This is a genomic window from Dyadobacter sp. BE31 (assembly GCF_031457695.1).
Taxonomy (GTDB): domain Bacteria; phylum Bacteroidota; class Bacteroidia; order Cytophagales; family Spirosomataceae; genus Dyadobacter.
The window spans coordinates 1,147,809-1,167,150 of record NZ_JAVDXA010000001.1; the positions used below are offsets into that span (position 1 = coordinate 1,147,809).

The window sequence follows — 19,342 nt, forward strand, 5'->3', positions numbered from 1 at the left end:
CCGTCCTGTTGTATCCTGCATGTTGAAATAAATCGAGAATTAATGTGAGATTTGGAAGTTTTGATATAAACAAATGGTCTGAACCATGCTTGTAACAGTTCAGACCACGAAAAGCTAAAATTACCTTACTTACCCTATCGCTTAATTAGCAATTTCTTTGCTACATCGCCGATTTTGATGGTGTACATGCCTTCTTTCAAATCCTTCACATCCAGCTTACCGCCCGACAGTTTCGCACCCGTCAGGACCGGCCTACCTGCTGGCGTAAATACCGACACCACCTCGTTTTCCCCAGCGCCTTCGACGGTAAGTTCCGTCTGCGCCGGATTTGGATACATCTTAACAATACCCTCACCAGCCCGTACAACAATCACTTTCGAATATTCAAACTTCCCATCATAATCCAATTGTTTCAATCGATAATAGCCTGTTGCTAATGGATTGACATCGATAAAATGATAAAACTGATTTTCTTTGGTATCGCCACTGCCATCCACAAAGCCGATCTTCTCAAAGCTCCGCGCATCCGCGCTGCGCTCGATCTCGAAGCCTTTGTTATTGGTTTCGGAAGTGGTTTTCCAGCTGAGCTTGGTTTGGTTGTTTTCGGATTTGCCGTTGAAGGATACCAGAGCAACAGGTAGTTGAACATTTCTGTAATTCAAACTTACCAGAGTCAATCCGGTCATCACACTATTGGTCACCTCCACGCGGTAGGTCGAAACGTCAGTTACTGTTAGAGAGTTATTTCCCACAACGGTCGTAAAAAGTACATTATTCCTGTACCATTTATAAGTGTTGTTGCCCAAGGTCCCGCCGGCATTTACAGTCAACAGCGCCCCGCCAGGCACTGGCTGCGCGCTGATCACAATTTTCTCCTGAGGCGAATACTGATCAAGCCAGGCAATATTGGACTCCATGCCTTCGAACGTAAATGCATTATTGGAAAGATCGATTAGCCCTGACACCGGAACGTTGGAAAGATCAGGTATCGGACCGGTAAATGCATTGTATTTCAGATTCAGAACCGTCAGATTGGACAAGGTGCTGATACCCGGGGGGATGACGCCGTCAAAGCTTGCACTGTTTATGACTATCTTATTTAGTTTGGTAAGGTTACCAATACCCTCCGGCAGTTTTCCAGCAAAGTAGCAATCATGCAGTTCCAGTTCTTCGAGATTTAACAGGTCGTTCAAAAATGTGAAATCGCCTAGTCCTTCGTAGCGACTGATGTAGAGTCGTTTTAGTTTCGACAGATTACCAAGCTGCTGTGGAAGTGCATTTGAAAATCCATTGATATTAAGCTCCAAAACTTCAAGATTCGAAAAGCTTCCAATGGCGGTCGGAAATTCACCTTTTACCCAACCCTGTAAATACAATTCCTTCAATTTGGGTAGGACTGAGAGGAAGGAGGGAAAAGAAAAATCAGAAAACCCACCCATGGGATCACCCGACCCCAGGTATAAAGTTTCCAGGTCGACAAGATTAGTAAAATTGGCAGGAATTTCGCCAGTCGGAGTGAGAGCCAACCCCTTCAACTTGGTAAGACTCCCGATCACTCCGAGGCTTGTTTTTTCAAATGTCTGGTCAGCGATATACAGGTATTCCAGGTTAGTCAGATTTGCCAATTCGACAGGAATGTTCCCCGTCAGACTACCCATCCACGTCCCCGTTTTCGAAAGATCCAAGGTAGTTAAAGCCGTTAGATTACCAACTTCGGGCGCAAGCTCTCCCCCTAACAGCAGTTCCTTTAACACCAGTTTCGTCACACGTCCTCCTTCACACGTAACGCCATACCAGCCGCAAGGACTGTCACCATTGTTACCAGGTATAACCCAGTTGGATAGTTCCGGATAGTTCGCACCGGCAAAACCATTGTAAAGTGCTACCAGGGCCAAACGGTCATTCTCCAATGTCTGGCCAAATGATCGGAACGAAATGAATAGAAGAACCAATAAAAGTTTACGCATGCCTATCTGAATTTTACCTGATTAAATTACCGAAGAATCAGTAAATTGCTGCTCACTTCACCTACTCTTATCACATACCTGCCGTTTACAAGATTCCTGATGTTAATCTGCTGCTTGTCCGCGATCAGACCTTCCAAGACGATACGCCCATTCCCGTCCGCAATCGAAAACGGTTGCTTCTCAGTGACGCCTGAAACGATCAGGTAATCGTGCGCAGGGTTTGGATAAACCTTCACCATCGCAGCATCACTCTTTACCTTGATCACTTTCGAGTACTCAAATTTGCCGTCGTAATCCAGTTGCTTTAATCGGTAATAACTTATTGTGAATGGATTGTCGTCAGTAAAATGATAAAACTGCTCCTCTCTCGCATCCCCACTGCCATCTATAAAAGCAATCCTTTCAAATGTCCTTGCGTCGGCACTGCGTTCGACTTCGAAGCCTTTGTTATTGGTTTCCTCGGCAGTTTTCCAGGTGAGTTTAGTTTGGTTGTTTTCGGATTTGCCGCCAAAGGAAACAAGTGTTACGGGCAGCGGAGGCTCTACCAACACATTGCCGGTACTTAATACTAGCCCCGGCAACAGGCTATTTCTTACTTCGATCCGATAAAGTCCTCTTTGTGACGCGAATACAGTATAGTCATTATAGTAGCCCTGCGAGGGCACCTGTGTGTTGTCCTTAAAATAAGTGTAGCTGTTATTGGCGTCGTAATCCACGCCATCCTCCGCCTTAATAGTTGATTGCAGCATTCCCTTAATCTCCCGCAAGTTAATGAGCCCCTGTGGAGCGTAAATATCCAGAACCGACCGGTTGTCGACCATGCCGGCTAGATTGAAAAAATTGTTGCTGATATTCACAGATGCCGCAATCGGAATCCCCAAAAGATTCGGAATCGGGCCAGTCAGGTTATTATATGACAAATCCAGTGTCATCAGGTTAGTCAGATTGTTGAACGAGGCGGGTATTGCGCCGCTAATACCATTGTATGAAATGTTCAGGCAGCGCAAGTTTGTGAGATTACCTATTTCAGCAGGAATTCCTCCCACACTGGCGTAGGAACCAAGCGCGAAAGGCCGGGTTCCGGTTAGTTCCAATGTGTCCAGTGTCGTGAGGTTTCCTATCTGGCTTGGTATCGGAGTGGAAAACACAACACCGCCCATACGCAAAAGTTTGATTTTAGGCCATGTGCAAACAACGTCAGGAAATGCAATTGTGTTAATTCCTTCAAGTGGTCCGAACCTCCCCATCACGCAACGCTCAAGATTAACCAGATTCCCGAAACTTGCGGGGACATCGCCCGAAAGACTGACGTGTAATTCTTTCAGGGTCGTAAGACCGCCAACAACAGACATACTACCTGAACTGAAACCATTTCCCAGAAAATTCAAATATTCCAGCTTGGTGAGATTACCGATTTCTGATGGAATGGTCCCCCCAAATCCCGGTCCTAGATAACCCGTAGCGAGGTCAAGGTGCGTCAGTTCCGTAAGGTTCCCGATTTCCGACGGCAGTATTGCAGGCTCGGAAGTATTACTGATACTAAGACGTGTAACCCGGCCACCCGCACAAGTCACACCATCCCATCCGCAAGGGTTGTCGCCCACATTGCCCGGGACTACCCAATTGACCAACCAGCTAGGACCATTGGCCTGATTATAAATCGCAACAAGTGCTTGGCGATCACTTTCCAGTGTCTGCCCTATTGATTCTATGGAAATGAACAGAAGAAGTAGTAAAAATTTACGCATAGTACTTTATATTTTAAATCACAATCACCTACTAATAAATAATTTACCAGCAAATTCGCCTACTTTCACTACATAACTACCGGCTCCCAACCTTCTTACATCAATCTGATCCTTTTCCTTCACAAATCCTTTCAACACGACACGCCCATTGCGATCAACAATCGAAAACGGCTGTTTCTGACTGATACCTGAAATGGTCAGATAATCCTCTGCCGGATTAGGATAGACCTTCACGATGGCACCGTCACCCTTTACTTCAATGATTTTTGAATACTCGAATTTGCCGTCGTAGTCGAGCTGCTTCAAGCGGTAGAAGCCTCTTACCAATGGGCTAACGTCGGTAAAATGATAGGTATTGATTTCTTTCGTGTCACCATTTCCATCCACAAATCCGATTTTTGCGAAGCTTCGCGCATCTGCGCTGCGCTCTATTTCGAAACCTTTGTTGTCGGTCTCCGAGGTCGTTTTCCAGGTTAGTTTGGTTTGGTTGGATTCAGATTTGCCTGCGAAGGAAACGAGGGCTACCGGCAGCTTCACATAGTCATAGTTATTACTCACCAATTTCAACCCTGTCACGACACTGTTCGTGATTTCTACCCGATACATTGCTTCTTCTGTTACAATTAGCGAATTGTCACCAACGGTGGTTGCAAACAGCACATTATTCTTAAACCATTTGTAAGTGTTATTCGCCAAGGTTCCACCGGCCTGAACGGACAACTTGGCTCCGCCAGGCGCAAATTGAGCAAGCATGGGTATTTTCGCCTGGATAAGATAACCATCCAGCTTACTAAAATTCTCTTCTAGCCCGGCAAATGTGAAGGCATTAGATCCTACATTCACATATCCCGAAACTGGAATATTTGCAAGGCTGGGGAGCGGTCCCTTGAATTTGTTATACCTGATATCCAGGACAGTCAACGCCGTCAGGTTATTGATGGGAGGCAATGGACCTCCTAAATTGGTACTTCCGATGTCTATAAGTACCAGCTTTGTCAGGTTATTAATCTGCGCGGGAATACTGCCGGTTAGCGGGATATCGCTTATACGCAGTCCTTCCAGATTCACCAGGTTCCCGATTTCAACAGGAATTGGACCGCCGTCGAAGCTACGGCGGATAGTTAACTGCTTCAATTTCGACAGGTTCCCAATTGCAGCAGGAATCTGACCGGTCAAATTGTAGTTCCTTACAATTTCCAGAATTTCGAGATTAGGTATACCGCCTATCTGAGACGGCAAGGCCCCTGCCAACTGCCCCATCAGGTACAACTCCCTCAATTTTGTAAACCCTGTCAAAAAGACTGGAAATGTAAAGCTTTCTCCGGGAGGAAACGCTTCATTACTACCCAAAAAAAGCACCTCGAGATTGACAAGGCTGGCCCATTGGGACGGTATTTCTCCAAGTGGAGTTACCGCCAGTTGTTTAAGGCCGGTAAGATTCCCTATCACTCCCATATTGGTTATACTAATCCTATTATGGCTCAGGTTGAGGTATTCCAGTTTTGTAAGATTTCCCAATGTCAAAGGGAGTTCTCCGGTCCAGGGATTCATTTCGCCGCCACCGCCCTCGAGATTCAGATATTTCAACTCTGTCAGATTACCAATTTCCGGTGCAATAGGTCCAAAAACCTGATTTTGGGACAAATCCAGCCGCGTTACGCGGCCACCCTCACAGGTGACGCCCGGCCAGCCGCAGGGGCTATCTCCCGGCACGCCGGGAATATTCCAGCCGGTGATGTCATTAAAGTTAGGCTCACCATACACTTCATTGACACCCGTGGAGGTCGCATTATAAATCGCCACCAAAGCCAACCTGTCACTTTCAAGAGACTGCGCGAATGACTTGAATGAAATGAATAGAAGAAATAGTAAAAATTTACGCATGGCTCTTTCGTTTATGCTCATTCTAATCACCTGTTTATCAATAACCTGCTGCTCTCCTCACCAACTCTCACTACATATCGGCCAGCACCCAGTTTCCTGATATTAATCTGCTGCTTATCAGTTACCTGACCTTCAATCACCACACGCCCGTTCCCGTCGACGACCGAAAAAGGTTGTTTTTGACTAATTCCTGAAATGGTCAGATAATCCTGGGCAGGGTTGGGATACACCTTCAAGATTACCGCGTCGCTTTTCACCATGATAACCTTCGAGTATTCAAATTGGCCGTCGTGATCCAACTGCTTCAAGCGATAGTAACTGGTCGCAAATGGGTTGAGATCGGTAAAGTGATAAAACTGATCTTCTTTCGTGTCTCCGCTCCCATCTACGAAACCAATCTTTTCAAATGTGCGGGCATCCGCGCTGCGCTCTATTTCGAAGCCATTATTGTTGATTTCAGCAGAAGTTTTCCAGATAAGTTTGTTTTGATTATTCTCCGACCTCCCATCAAATGAGATGAGCGTTACAGGCATTCCGATGAGAACGAGATCCTCGCTGACCATGGTAAGCCCCGGTACCAGGCTATTTGTTACTTCCGCCCGGTAAATTCCGTCTGGGGTATTGAAATACTGGATGCCCACGGTCGTAGCAACCAGCACCCCACTCTTGTACCATTTATAGGTATTATTGGCCGCTGTTCCACCGGCAAAATCCGCGACCAACGTTCCGCCCAAAGCTCTTGCTGTCCTCAAATTATTAGCGGTTCGCAGCGGAATAATGGCTGTCAACTTAAATTTCTTCTGATTACCATAGGAATCCAGCCTGCTGATATTCGTTTCCATGCCCGAAAAGGTGAAAGCATTATTATTGATTCTTACATCAGCCGCGACAGGAATTCCCAGGATGTTCGGAACAGGACCATTCAGGTCGTTATGAGACAAGTCCAGTTTAGTCAGTTTGGTCAGGTTGTTAAACGACGCAGGAATAGCGCCCGTCAGCTTATTTTCACTTAGATCGAGTATTTCGAGATCTGTCAAACCACCCAGAGTCGACGGGATAGTTCCGGTAACACCTCCATGACGCATAATCAGCGTTTTGAGCTTAGTAAAATTTCCGATGTATGCCGGAATAGCTCCGACTGAGCCCTCACCCTGCATCGCCGCGTCCTCAACCGCAAGACGCAAATACTCCAAATTAACCAGATTAGCCAACGAGGGAAGAGCAGGCCAGTTCATGTATGGTGAAAGAGAGAGGTGTTTCAGGTTTGTAAGATTATTGATTACCGAAACATTAACCCCTGTCAACTGATTGCCACTTAAATCCAGGTATTCAAGATTAGTTAGATTCCCGAGTTCCACAGGCAAATCGCCGTAGAAATAAGAAAACTCCCCTCCTGCCCCCGAAAGGTCCAGATGTTTCAATGCAGAGAGGCTCCCTACAACCGCCGGAATAGGTGCGACGATGTCATTCTCTTCTATTATAAGCTTCGTGACACGCCCGCCCTCGCAAGTGACTCCGTACCATCCGCAAGGATTATCGCCGGGGCTCCCCGGAACCACCCAGCCCGTGTTGTCATACCAGTTATTTCCGCCCGTAGCCTGATAGAATGCCACCAGCGCCAACCGATCGCTTTCCAGCGTCTGACCAAACGAATAAATTGAAACAAAAAGGCAGACGAGCCCAAGTAGACATCTTTTCATAGCGTCATTAAATAAGGTTAAGAAATTCCTCGAACGTTGAGCGGGTGCCTGGGGCGACAGAACATGCTGCCGGGATACTGTAAGAATATTGTATATACAAATGTAACCGAATGCACAACAAAATTGCACACCGGTTACAAAAAATTATTGAAGCTTAATAGGGTAGTTTCTGTGAGGCCTGTTTACTTCCAGGTGAGGCCCATATTGCGGAAGAGGAATGCGTAAATATCCGCCTGGGTTTCCAGCGCTTTTTTGGTATTGCTGGCGCCGTGGCCGGAGTTGGTATCAATCCGGATCAGCAATGGATTGGCAGAAGTATTTCCCGCCTTTGCCTGCAACTCGGCCGCGTATTTAAATGAATGCGCCGGAACAACGCGGTCGTCGTGGTCGGCGGTGGTGATCATCGTAGCGGGGTAATGGCCGCCTGTTTGAATGTTATGGAGCGGAGAATATCCGTATAAAACCTTGAACTCTTCCGCATTATCACTGCTTCCATAATCGGCGATCCAGTTCCAGCCAATGGTGAATTTGTGGAAACGGAGCATATCCATTACGCCTACCGCCGGGAACGCCACTTTGAAAAGCTCGGGGCGCTGGTTCATCACGGCGCCGACGAGCAGCCCGCCGTTGGAACCGCCCTGAATGGCCAGCCGCTCCGGTGAGGTATATTTCTCCCGGATCAGGAATTCCGCTGCGGCGATGAAGTCGTCGAACACATTCTGCTTTTTCAGCTTCATACCCTGCTCGTGCCATTTCTCACCGTACTCGCTTCCACCGCGCAGGTTGGCTTGTACAAACACGCCCCCCTGGTCAAAAAACGGGATACGGGTAGGGCTAAACGCAGGCGGCAGACTCACATTGAAGCCACCGTAGCCGTAAAGGATCGTAGGATTGGTGCCATCCAGTTTCAGTCCCTTTTTATAGGTAATGAATGCGGGAATACGGGTACCGTCCTTACTTGGATAAAATACCTGCTTCGTTTCATAATCCGCCGGTTTGAACGTCACTTCGGGTTCCCGGAAAACGCTGCTTTTTCCGCTCGCAATGTCGTAGCGGAAGATCGTCGAAGGATAGTTGAAGGAAGTATAGGTATAAAACACAAAAGTATCCTCCTGATCGCCTCCAAAGCCTGCCGCCGAGCCCAGTCCGGGCATTTGGATCTCACTTTCAAGCACACCCGTGGGTGTGTACACGTACGCGCGAGAGGTCACATCTTTCAAATAGGATGCAAACAACTTCCCGCCCGCCAGCTGAGCAGATTCGAGCGGTTCCTCGCGCTCCGGCAACACGGTTTCCCATGTCCGGCCAGCTGTTTTGAAAAGCATTACCTTGCCATTCGGTGCATCGTCGTTGGTTTCGATCAGGAAATCAGCGCCTATGTTTTCGATAATGCGGAAGCTGGCGTCAGTAATTTCCTCTCGGATAGGCACGAAGCGGCTTTCACCCTTTTTCAACACCCAAACCCCATTACCGTCCTTACCCTTTCCACGATCGCTTACGGTCAGCACAGCGTATTGTTCGTCCTCGGTTGTACCCACAGTATGAAAGCGTTGCGGGTTTGCGGGGTCTTCGAACACCAGTTTGTCCAGCTCCTGCTTCGTGCCGATGCGGTGAAAAAATACCTGATGATTCTCGTTTTTAGCGGCCAATGCGCTGCCATCCGGTTTTGGGTAGCGGCTGTAATAAAAGCCGTCGCCCTGCCACGACGCTCCTGAGACCTTCACCCATTCCACCTTATCAGCCAGCATTGAAAGGTCCTTCATATTCATCACCTGGTATTCCTGCCAGTCGGAACCGCCTTTCGAAAAACCCAAAACCGCATATGCGCCGTCTTTCGACAGGCTGAAAACAGTAAGTCGTGTGGTGCCATCGGGAGAGAGCTTGTTTGGGTCGACTACTACTTCCGGCGTTCCGGAGAGCCCCTTCTGACGGTACAATACAGCCTGGTTTTGCAGGCCGTCGTTTTTGTAGAAATAGAAATACTCTCCTTTCTTTTTTGGAGCCGAATATTTGGGATAGTTATAGGCCTTTTCGAGGTCCTGAAATATCTTCCCCTTAAACGGAATCGCATTCAGGTAGCCAAACGTCACCTCGTTCTGCGCTTTCACCCACGCCGCCGTTTCTTCGGAACGGTCATCTTCGAGCCAGCGGTAAGGATCGGCGACCTTCACGCCGTGGTATTCATCAAAATGCTCCTGCTTTCTCGTTTCAGGGTATTTTAGTTGCTGTGCGTTGCCGGTCCCCGACAATGCCGATGCTGTCATCAAAGTCATCAGAAAAATTTTTGAATCCATAATAACGGCCGTCATTTAATAATCTCCACTTCCAATGCGCTGGGAGCGTCGGCCTGATGATAAATAGTGTGTTTGGCAGTGGTAAAATCCGAATCCTGCGCCTTGTAGATGTTTTCTACGTACTTCTGTGGGTTACGGTCAAAAAGCGGGAATGCCGTGCTCTGTACCTGCACCATAATACGATGCCCTTTTTTGAAAGTATGCAGCACATCCTGCAAACGGAATTTCAGGTCGGTCACTTTGCCTGCTACCACTGGTTCGGGCTTCTCAAAGCTGTTGCGGAAGCGGGCGCGCATTACTTCGCTGCGTACCATTTGCTGATACCCGGCGAGCACCACTTTCGGATCGGGCATATAGGCGTGGTTCTTTTCGTCGTCCGGATAAACGTCAATCAGTTTTACGAAGAAATCGGCGTCGGTACCGGTAGTACTGAATTTCAGCAATGCATTGATCTCCCCGCCCAGGGTAACATCTTCGGTCAGGATATCTGTTTCAAAAACCAGAACATCCGGCCGTGTAGCCGCGAAACGCTGGTCTTCCGACATGTATTCGAACGGCGTAAAGCCCGACATTTGTTTGTAGTTGGCCGTATAAGGCACCGGTTTCAAAGGATCGCTCACATAATTGGTCGCCGATTTGCCTTCTTTCGGTGCATTGAAATCCAGCTTACCTTTTGAATGAAAATACAGCTTGCGCTTTTCAGCATTCGTTACGGGCCATTTATCGAATGTCTTCCATTCTTTTTTACCCGTATCAAACAAATAAGCCTCCGGCAAACCGGTCTTTCCATCGCCAGCCTCTTTCAGGAAATGCTTGAAGAACTTCGCTTCAATATTGTTCTGGTAAAACGTGGCAATGCTATCGCCGAAGTAAATGTCGTTGTGCAAAGTATGTCCGGTTTCACGGCTCCAACGACCGTGACCGAATGGCCCTACCACCAATGTGTTGTAAATGGAAGGGTTGTTCTTTTCCAATGTTTTATAGGTATTCAAAGGACCATACAAATCCTCGGCATCGAACCAGCCACCCACGGTCATGAATGCGTGTTTCACCCCTTTCAAATGCGGCAGAATATCACGTTTTTTCCAAAACTCGTCCTTGTTAGGGTGGTTGACCGTCTCCTGCCAGTAAAAGTTCTGTGAATAGTATTTATCAAAGTTCTTCAAAGAACCCATTTCGAGGTTGAATGTATATCCATCCGGCTTAGGCGTGAACATTTCGCCTGCAAACCACGAATCGGTGGTCGGCTTTGGCGGCTTGATACCAAAAACCGGGAATGTGAGGTAATAGCCCTGGGTAAATGCGCCATTGTGATGGAAATCGTCAAAAAAGAAATCGGCGATAGGGGCCTGCGGCGAAGAAGCTTTCAATGCGGGGTGGCCGGCCAATGCGCTGGCCGTGGTATAAAACCCGGGATACGAAATGCCCCATTGCCCCACACGGCCATTGTTGTTCGCCACATTTTGAAGCAGCCATTCAATGGTGTCGTAGGTATCCGACGCTTCATCGACGTCGTTTTTGCCTTTCTTCTGATCGATATGCGGCGTCATGTTCGTCCAGGTGCCCTCGCTCAGGTAACGCCCGCGCACGTCCTGGTATACGAATATGAACTTGTCGCGCATCAGCGCCGGGCTTGGGCCGAGGCGTGGCGGATACTTATCTGCGCCGTAAGGGGCCACGCTGTAACAGGTGCGCTGCATTAAAAAGGGATACTTTTTGTCGGCCGAGGCATCTTTAGGAGAATAAACAATGGTATGCAGCTTCACACCGTCCCTCACCGGAATGTCGTATTCTGCTTTGGAATAGTTTTCACGGATGTACTGCTCGTCGGAGGCAATCTGCCCATAAGCATGCTGTGCCAGCACGAAAAGCGCTGCGCGGAGTAGATTTTTGATCATAGTTTGTGATTATTTTCTCTTATAGTAATTCAATGACACACTGGCAGCATTTGCCTTTTCACTTAAGGTATAGAAGCCTTTGCCATCGTTTTCGAAACAGATTGCCTCGCCCTGCGGTTCAGACTCGACTGTCAAAGTTTTATTCGCAGATTTTACGAGCGTCTGACCCACCGTTTCACCATTACTTCTTTTCCAATAGTATACAGCCGGAATAAATCCGTTCGTGTAGGTGCGAACCATTATTTCGCTACCGTCCCTGGAAATGGTGGCCGCCGTTGCAAATAACACGCCCGGAACCGTGCCTATTTTTTCCGCAACACTTACATCCGAAGTAGATTGCGGGAATGCCAGGCGGTAAATGTTGGTTCCCTGCATTTCCTTCGATAAAACGAAAATGTCCTTCGTCACGGGATCGACGATCAGTGCCTCCGCATCCCTGGCACCATCGGGGTAGCTGAAAGTGATCTTCTGCAATGCGCTTTGGCTGAAAGAGCCATCCGCACCTTTGATTTCCGGAATGCGGTAAATGGTATTGGTGGAGGTTACCGGCTGATTGTTGTTGCCGATATCCGCTATATAGGCGTACGACACGCCGTTATCCGGGCCAGGACCTACGGCAACTTCCTCCCAGTCGTGGTTGTTGCTGCCGGGTACATTATATTCTTTGATGGTTTTGCCGTCTTTACTGATGAGATATAAAGAGTTCGGCTGACCCGAATCCTGGATTGTCCATAAGTAGCCGGGCATGGTTGCGCTTGCCGCCAGACCGGATGCTTCATCAATAATACCCGCTGCAATCGGAAACTGCTCGGGCGTCGTTTCAAACTGGTCCGACAGGCCGTTTCCTCCGGGAGAAGGCTCGGGGTCGCCGCATGAACAGGTTACGCAAAATACAAGTGAAGAAAGCATCAACCCCACTCGTCCGCTCACGCCGTCATATATTTTCATAGAAAACACTTCATGTTAGATTTGCTAAAAATACGTACTTTTGCCGCATTTATTATCAGCGACTTTCATTATATCAGTATTAAAATAGTTATATGTTACGTACACATACCTGCGGGGAATTAAGCTTAGAACATGTAAATCAAGACGTTGTATTATGTGGTTGGGTTCAGCGCGTCCGCGATAAGGGAGGCATGATCTGGCTCGATCTGCGTGACCGTTACGGCATCACCCAGCTGCTGTTCGAAGAGGGAAAAACCCCCGCAAATGTGTTGGAAACTGCCCGCTCTCTGGGCCGCGAATTCGTGATTTCAGCCAAAGGTGCGGTAATTGAACGTCTGTCAAAAAATGACAAGATCGCGACCGGCGATATCGAGATCCGCGTATCGGAACTCCATATTCTGAACCCCGCAAAGCTTCCTCCGTTCCTGATCGAGGACGAAACCGACGGCGGCGACGATATCCGCATGAAGTACCGCTATCTCGACCTGCGCAGAAATACGGTCCGTCAGAACCTGCAATTGCGCCACCAGGTAGCGCGTTACACCCGTGCTTACCTCGACAACCTGAATTTCATCGAAGTAGAAACCCCGGTACTGATCAAATCCACTCCCGAAGGCGCCCGCGATTTCGTGGTACCAAGCCGTATGAATCCGGGTGAATTTTATGCATTACCCCAATCACCACAGACATTCAAACAGCTGCTGATGGTGGCCGGTTTCGACCGTTACTATCAGATCGTGAAGTGTTTCCGCGATGAAGACCTGCGCGCTGACCGTCAGCCGGAGTTTACGCAAATCGACTGTGAAATGTCGTTTGTGACGCAGGAAGACGTTCTGAACACATTCGAAGGCATGATCCGCGAGCTTTTCGCGAAAGTAAAAAATATCGATCTCCCCGAAGTTCCGCGCATGACTTATGCGGATGCGATGCGCCTTTACGGTTCCGACAAGCCGGATATCCGCTTTGATATGCAATTCGTGGAACTGAAAGGCGACGACCGCGACCTTACTTCCGGAAAAGGTTTCGGCGTATTCGACGATGCTGGCCTTGTAGTGGGTATCAATGCTACCGGCTGCGCTGCTTACACAAGAAAGCAGGTAGATGAACTGACCGACTGGATTAAGCGTCCGCAAATCGGAGCGAAAGGCCTGGTATATGTTCGTTACAACCCCGATGGATCAATCAAGTCGTCCGTTGACAAATTCTATACCGAAGAAGAGCTTAAAAAATGGGTGGAAGCGTTTGATGCAAAGCCAGGTGATCTGCTATTGATCCTGTCGGGCCAGGGCGATAAAACGCGTAAGCAGCTCAATGAGCTACGCCTCGAAATTGGTTCACGCCTGGGGCTACGCAACCCTGACGAATACCGCGCATTGTGGGTGATCGACTTCCCGCTTCTTGAATTCGGCGAAGAAGAAAACAGGTGGTTCGCGATGCACCACCCGTTCACCAGCCCGAAACCGGAGGATATCGAACTGCTGGACAAAAATCTGGGGCTGGTAAGGGCCAATGCATACGATATGGTGATCAACGGCGTTGAAGTTGGCGGAGGTTCTGTCCGGATCTTCGAAAAAGAGCTTCAACGAAAAATGTTCGAGATCCTCGGGTTCTCGGCAGAAGAGGCCCAGGAACAATTTGGCTTTTTGATGAATGCATTTGAATTCGGCGCCCCTCCTCATGCCGGTATTGCATTTGGTTTCGACAGGCTCTGCTCTATTTTTGGCGGCGCAGATTCGATCCGGGATTTCATCGCATTCCCTAAGAACAATTCAGGTCGTGACGTGATGATTGATTCTCCGTCGACGATCTCGGACGGGCAGCTTAAAGAGCTGGCAATCCGCGTAGAAGGTGCAAATGCATGACCAACACGAGATAGATTTGACTAATACTTTAAATAAAGTAAGATTTTGTAGATTTGCCCCGGGCATCATTTAAATTTAACCACAGGACCATCCGGAAACGGAGCGGTCCTGATTGTAATTAAACTACACTGCATGCATTATCAATCCTTCGTAAGATCCTGTTTCAGGAATACCTTATTGTTGCTGCTCCTCCTGACCAACATCGGGGTTTTTGCTCAAAACAATACTTCTCCCCAGCTTCCCACGGATCCGACACAACCTAAGATCGACCCTTCGCAAGTAACCAACCAGCAGGCGGTCGACTTTTACAACCAGGCTAAATCGGCCGGGATGTCGGACATGGATATCGAAAAAGCAGCGTTGCAGAGGGGCTACACTTTGGATCAGATATCCACCATGCGCAAACGGCTTCAACAAAAGCCGGATGAAAAACAAACCAATGATCCCAACCGGGACGAACTGGATGAAACCAGGGACCAGGACGATGCGGATCAGCTCGAAGACGAAGCCAACAACGAGCGTGACTCCACCAATGCAAGACGCGCGCGAAACCGCCGCCTGAGCCGCACTTTTGGCTCCGCTTTCTTTTCGCGTACCACTTCTACCTTCGAGCCTAACCTTCGCATTGCAACCCCCAGGAACTATATTCTAGGACCCGAGGACGAAATCGTCGTGGATATTTACGGAAATGCGGTGGATAACTTCCGCATGAAAATCAGTCCGGAAGGAACGGTAAAAATGCTCAACCTGGCTCCCGTATACGTCAATGGGCTGACGATCGAACAAGCAAGCGAACGCATTGTAAACCGCTTGCGCCAGGCATATTCGACGCTCAACCGCCCGGGTTCGGGGACCTATTCATCCATTACACTCGGGAATGTGCGTAGCATACATGTGATGATCACGGGGGAAGCGGCTCGTCCGGGCACTTACACCGTGTCGTCGCTCGCCACTGCATTTAATGCGCTGTCAATATCCGGCGGCCCAAGCCTGAACGGTTCCTACCGCAACATCGAGGTAATCAGGAACAACAAGATTATCCGAAAAATTGACCTCTACAAGTTTCTGGTGGATGCCGACCTTCGCGACAACATTGCGTTGCAAGATCAGGACATTATCCTCATCAGACCGTTTGAAACGAGAATAGAACTGAACGGCCAATTAAAACGCCCCGGCATTTTCGAAGCCAAACCAGGCGAAACCCTGGGAAACCTGATCCGATATGCGGGAGGTTTCACGCCGGAAGCTTATACGAAGACTTTTACCTACCAGCGCAATACCGGCACAAATTATATGATTGGTAGCATTGACTCGCTTCAGATCGAAACTTTCGCGCCTAAAAACGGTGACATTTTCAATGTAAAGCGGATACTCGATATTGTAGCCAATCAGGTCGAAATCCGGGGTGCCGTTACATTGCCTGGCCCGTATGCCCTGGAAGAGCGTTGTAATTCTGTTCTGAAACTGATCCAGATGGCGCAGGGACTTAGCCCGCGCGCCTTCCTGAACCGCGCCATCCTCGAACGATCCAGCGGCGAAACCCAAACAGGCATTGTGGCGATAGACCTTCGCAAGCTTGTGAACGGCGAAATAGCGGATATTCCGCTGCTCGCAGGTGATATCCTGACGATCAAATCCGTGGAAGACTTGAAAGAATTCACATTCCTGACCATTTCGGGATCCGTGATCAACCCAGGTAACTATTATTATTATAAAGACATTACCATCGCCGACCTTATTTTCCAGGCTGGCGGTTACACGGAAGGTGGTATCCCCTATCGCATCGAAGTGTCGCGTCGTGTGAAAAACGATACGCTCGACCTGCCTTCTTCGCAAAACGTCCGCATTTTCTCGATTGACGTGGCCGATAATCTGGTTCTCAACCCTGACGACCAGAAGTTCAAGCTTCAACCTCAGGACATCATCGTCGTGCGCAAGTCGCCGCGTTACGAACCACAGAAATCAGTGACGGTTATAGGTGAAGTGCGGTATCCGGGTAATTATACCATTATCAATAATTTCGAACGGATTTCAGATTTGTTCGGTAAAGTGGGTGGGCTGCGGTCAGAGGCATATTTGCCCGGTGCACGTTTCTACCGGGGCCAGGAGCTGATTGCGGTCGACATTGAAGCGATTGTCAATAAGCCCTCGCTTCCCTCGAACCTGCTATTGATGCACGGCGATACGCTCGTGATCCCGAGACGCCTCGAAACAGTGCGTATCCAGGGTGGCGTACACAACCCGTCGGTTATGAACTTCGATTCCAAGTTCAGCTACGACGATTACATCTCCCAGGCCGGTGGTTATACCGAGCAGGGTTGGAAAAAACGCGTGTACGTGTCGTATCCCAACGGCCGGACGCACAGAACCAAGAATTTCCTGTTTTTCAGGTCTTATCCCAAAGTTGAACCGGGTGCGGTTGTGACCGTGCCGGTGAAAGTAGCTGAGCCGGACCGTCAGAAAACACCTGGCGAGCGCATCGCATTGTTCTCTTTCATCGCTTCGATGGTTAGTACACTCACATTGGCGGTAATTACCCTGAGCAGAAATAATTAACCATGATATCCCATCCAGAAAAAAAGCCGGTAGCTACCGAGAGCAAGGAAAGTTCATTCAATGCTTCGGAAATACGTTTTATCGATATCATCCTGTTTGTAGGAAGGTATATCAAATTGCTGATGCTGGTTGCAGTCGCAGCGGTGGTAGCCGGGGTGGCGTATAGTTTCACGCTTCAGAAGAAATATGAGGCCAAAGTAAGTTTGTTGCCTGAATACGGAACATCCAGAAGAGGCTCGTTCTCCCTGTTGGGTGCGGGCCTTAATGGCGACGGCGCGGAAAAGTTGCAGCCGGATCTCTATCCCACCATTATGCAAAGCTCGCCCTTTGGTGAGTACCTGCTCAAACAACCGGTGGTGGACAAGGACAACAAGTCCTACAAAACGCTCATGGATTTCATGAGAGCGCAGGCTAAACCCGGGTTGCTATCCGGCCTGTTTTCTTCTTCATCCAAGGCTCCTGCCAAAGAGGTTAAGCTGAAAAGAGAAGGAATCCTCTCCTACTCGCTTTCGGAACAATCCAATATCGCCGGGGCTATTTCCCTGCTTTCGGCAGAAGTGGATCAAAAGAGCGGCGTGATTATGATCAGCGCGGAAACCGTCGATCCATTCGTATCGGCGATCGTGGTGGAAGCGGCTCAAAAATACCTGGTCGACTACGTAGAAGATTACCGCTCGTCCAAAGCAAGCCAGCGTGAAGGCTTGCTCGCTGACCGCGTGAAAGAAGCAAAAGCCAGGCTCCGTACCGCGGAATATGCGCTTCAGAGCTATCGCGACCAGAACAGAAATATCTTTTCGAACACGGCCAAAATCGAAGAGCAACGTTTACAGGCCGAATATATATTGTCGGAATCGCTATACAGCGACCTGGTGAGGCGGTATGAGCAGGCCAAAGTTACGGTGAAAGAAGAGCGTCCAGTATTCAAAGTGCTCGAACCAGTGAAAGTACCGTTGGTGAAAAGTAGCCCGAAGAGGTTACGTATAGGCTTGATCTGGGGCTTTCTTGGTGGCTTTTTCACCCTTCTGTATATTCTCCTCGTTAAAGAAAAAGTAATTCAGAAGATCGTTTCGGGCGCAAGCGAATAGAATATAGTGCGCCCATACTCAACTTTTTACACATGCTTCCTATTTTGATTTCCCGGCTTACCTCACAGATATCTGCACTGCTTGTCGCCAACGATCTGAACTCCGTTCAAATATAACTGGCCGATGAAAGTTCAGCAGGAAATCAAGATAGGGGCGATCGGCGTATTGATCAGCTTTGTGCTGGCTGTCGCATTCGCATTGCGCTCCTCTACGCCTTTCACCCAATTGAGCCATTTGAAAAGTAAGTAATGAGGACCGATAAAAAACCTAAAATACTGTCATTCAGCCACTATGGCCCACTTTACGGTGCGAACAGGTCCCTTTTAACTTTACTTACGGCAACCCGGGACCAGATCGACTGGTGGGTGATATGCCTTGAAGACGGCGATTTCCCAAAAGAACTGGCCAGGAACGGTATCGAATGCAGGGTTGTCAAATTTGCCAACGATATTCACAAAGCCCCCCGGTTCCCGCAATGGTTTCACAGCATTAAAAGGTTTGTATTCAATGTGCTGGCGGCCTTATACATTGCCTTATTAGTTATCAGAAAACGGATCGATCTGATCCATACCAACTCGTCGGTGATCTTCTTTGGTGCGCTCGTTGCATTCTTTTCGGGCCGGAAACACCTGTGGCATATCCGGGAGTTCGTATACGAGGATTATCAGTTAAAATACAACTTTGGTAAGTCTTCATTCCGGTTCTGGGCCAACAAGGCAGCACGCATTATTTGTATTTCCAAAAGCATTGCCCAGAAAAGGGTGATCGAGGCCGGTGTAACCGCACCACATGTCGTGATATACAATGGATTGGTGGACACACTTCCGGAAGTATCCCCGCGTGTGCGTCCTGAAACGCCCCTAGCAGGCATAGTAGGTATCATCGATCCCGCCAAAGGCCAGATGATAGCCGTAAAAGCGGTGAATGCGCTCGTTAAAAAAGGCATCCCCATCAAATTGGAAATTGTAGGCGAAATTGGCGATACGGCTTATTATGAAGAAATTGCAGCCTACATCAAGGAACAAGGTATCAGCGAACATATTCAATTCACCGGGTTTACCAAGGATATCCAAAGTATTTATCGCCGGTTGGATGTGTTGCTCATGTGCTCGCCTAATGAGGCGCTTGGACGCGTGACGATCGAGGGAATGATGTACGGTGTTCCGGTGGTGGCATTCGATTCGGCCGGCACCAGTGAGATCGTTCAACACGGGCAGACCGGACTGCTCTATCGGTCCGACGAGTATAGCCTTGCCGCTGAATTAGAGAGGTTGCTCAATGACCATTCCCTTTACGCGGGCCTGGCCGGGCGCGCACGGGAGCACGTTTTTCAAAATTTCACGATTACAAAATATCGCGACAACTTCATCAGGGAAGTAGAAAGTTGCCGTCAAAGCTAA

At 48.6% G+C, this 19,342-nt stretch carries 12 protein-coding genes; 5 read left to right on the forward strand and 7 right to left on the reverse strand.

From position 1 onward, the window contains the following. Positions 1–134 precede the first annotated feature (134 nt). The 7 genes from J2Y43_RS04795 to J2Y43_RS04825 all read right to left on the reverse strand — a co-directional run bounded on the left by J2Y43_RS04795 (position 135) and on the right by J2Y43_RS04825 (position 12,439). Positions 135–1,967, reverse strand: coding sequence for a T9SS type A sorting domain-containing protein (locus tag J2Y43_RS04795; RefSeq protein WP_309981005.1), 1,833 nt, complete (start codon positions 1,965–1,967; stop codon positions 135–137). Positions 1,968–1,993: 26 nt separating this feature from the next. Continuing rightward, complete coding sequence (locus J2Y43_RS04800) at positions 1,994–3,715, reverse strand: T9SS type A sorting domain-containing protein (protein ID WP_309981004.1); 1,722 nt, start codon at positions 3,713–3,715, stop codon at positions 1,994–1,996. Positions 3,716–3,739: 24 nt separating this feature from the next. Next, positions 3,740–5,599 carry a T9SS type A sorting domain-containing protein gene (locus tag J2Y43_RS04805; RefSeq protein WP_309981003.1) on the reverse strand — a complete coding sequence of 620 codons (1,860 nt, stop codon included), beginning with the start codon at positions 5,597–5,599 and terminating at the stop codon, positions 3,740–3,742. Positions 5,600–5,625: 26 nt separating this feature from the next. Further along, a complete protein-coding gene (locus J2Y43_RS04810; protein WP_309981002.1) occupies positions 5,626–7,299 on the reverse strand; it encodes a T9SS type A sorting domain-containing protein in 1,674 nt (557 codons plus the stop codon). Positions 7,300–7,481: 182 nt separating this feature from the next. After that, positions 7,482–9,572, reverse strand: a complete 2,091-nt coding sequence (locus J2Y43_RS04815) for a prolyl oligopeptidase family serine peptidase (RefSeq protein WP_309981001.1) — start codon at positions 9,570–9,572, stop codon at positions 7,482–7,484. A gap of 32 nt (positions 9,573–9,604) precedes the next feature. Further along, positions 9,605–11,491 carry a CocE/NonD family hydrolase gene (locus J2Y43_RS04820; protein ID WP_309981000.1) on the reverse strand — a complete coding sequence of 629 codons (1,887 nt, stop codon included), beginning with the start codon at positions 11,489–11,491 and terminating at the stop codon, positions 9,605–9,607. A 9-nt stretch (positions 11,492–11,500) separates the two neighbouring features. Continuing rightward, the gene (locus tag J2Y43_RS04825; RefSeq protein WP_309980999.1) at positions 11,501–12,439 is read right to left on the reverse strand and encodes a PE-PGRS family protein; all 939 of its coding nucleotides are present in this window, start codon (positions 12,437–12,439) and stop codon (positions 11,501–11,503) included. 92 nt (positions 12,440–12,531) lie between these two features. Here J2Y43_RS04825 and aspS point away from each other — a divergent pair, with 92 nt between their 5' ends. The 5 genes from aspS (at position 12,532) to J2Y43_RS04850 (ending at position 19,342) form a co-directional block, all read left to right on the forward strand. Further along, the gene (gene aspS, locus J2Y43_RS04830; protein ID WP_309980998.1) at positions 12,532–14,301 is read left to right on the forward strand and encodes an aspartate--tRNA ligase; all 1,770 of its coding nucleotides are present in this window, start codon (positions 12,532–12,534) and stop codon (positions 14,299–14,301) included. Between the two features lie 132 nt (positions 14,302–14,433). Beyond that, positions 14,434–16,857 carry an SLBB domain-containing protein gene (locus J2Y43_RS04835; protein WP_309980997.1) on the forward strand — a complete coding sequence of 808 codons (2,424 nt, stop codon included), beginning with the start codon at positions 14,434–14,436 and terminating at the stop codon, positions 16,855–16,857. Between the two features lie 2 nt (positions 16,858–16,859). Then, positions 16,860–17,942: a Wzz/FepE/Etk N-terminal domain-containing protein gene (locus J2Y43_RS04840; RefSeq protein ID WP_309980996.1), complete on the forward strand. Its 1,083-nt coding sequence runs from the start codon at positions 16,860–16,862 to the stop codon at positions 17,940–17,942. Between the two features lie 123 nt (positions 17,943–18,065). Then, positions 18,066–18,191: a hypothetical protein gene (locus J2Y43_RS04845; RefSeq protein WP_309980995.1), complete on the forward strand. Its 126-nt coding sequence runs from the start codon at positions 18,066–18,068 to the stop codon at positions 18,189–18,191. Beyond that, positions 18,191–19,342, forward strand: coding sequence for a glycosyltransferase family 4 protein (locus J2Y43_RS04850; RefSeq protein ID WP_309980994.1), 1,152 nt, complete (start codon positions 18,191–18,193; stop codon positions 19,340–19,342). The genes J2Y43_RS04845 and J2Y43_RS04850 overlap by 1 nt, the downstream gene beginning before the upstream one ends.

Excerpts from the sequence above, each read along its gene's own strand:
- J2Y43_RS04795 (WP_309981005.1), bottom strand. The coding sequence starts at position 1,967 with ATGCGTAAACTTTTATTGGTTCTTCTATTCATTTCGTTCCGATCATTT.
- J2Y43_RS04800 (WP_309981004.1), bottom strand. The coding sequence starts at position 3,715 with ATGCGTAAATTTTTACTACTTCTTCTGTTCATTTCCATAGAATCAATA.
- J2Y43_RS04805 (WP_309981003.1), bottom strand. The coding sequence starts at position 5,599 with ATGCGTAAATTTTTACTATTTCTTCTATTCATTTCATTCAAGTCATTC.
- J2Y43_RS04810 (WP_309981002.1), bottom strand. The coding sequence starts at position 7,299 with ATGAAAAGATGTCTACTTGGGCTCGTCTGCCTTTTTGTTTCAATTTAT.
- J2Y43_RS04815 (WP_309981001.1), bottom strand. The coding sequence starts at position 9,572 with ATGACTTTGATGACAGCATCGGCATTGTCGGGGACCGGCAACGCACAG.
- J2Y43_RS04820 (WP_309981000.1), bottom strand. The coding sequence starts at position 11,491 with ATGATCAAAAATCTACTCCGCGCAGCGCTTTTCGTGCTGGCACAGCAT.
- J2Y43_RS04825 (WP_309980999.1), bottom strand. The coding sequence starts at position 12,439 with ATGAAAATATATGACGGCGTGAGCGGACGAGTGGGGTTGATGCTTTCT.
- aspS (WP_309980998.1), top strand. The coding sequence starts at position 12,532 with ATGTTACGTACACATACCTGCGGGGAATTAAGCTTAGAACATGTAAAT.
- J2Y43_RS04835 (WP_309980997.1), top strand. The coding sequence starts at position 14,434 with ATGCATTATCAATCCTTCGTAAGATCCTGTTTCAGGAATACCTTATTG.
- J2Y43_RS04840 (WP_309980996.1), top strand. The coding sequence starts at position 16,860 with ATGATATCCCATCCAGAAAAAAAGCCGGTAGCTACCGAGAGCAAGGAA.
- J2Y43_RS04845 (WP_309980995.1), top strand. The coding sequence starts at position 18,066 with ATGAAAGTTCAGCAGGAAATCAAGATAGGGGCGATCGGCGTATTGATC.
- J2Y43_RS04850 (WP_309980994.1), top strand. The coding sequence starts at position 18,191 with ATGAGGACCGATAAAAAACCTAAAATACTGTCATTCAGCCACTATGGC.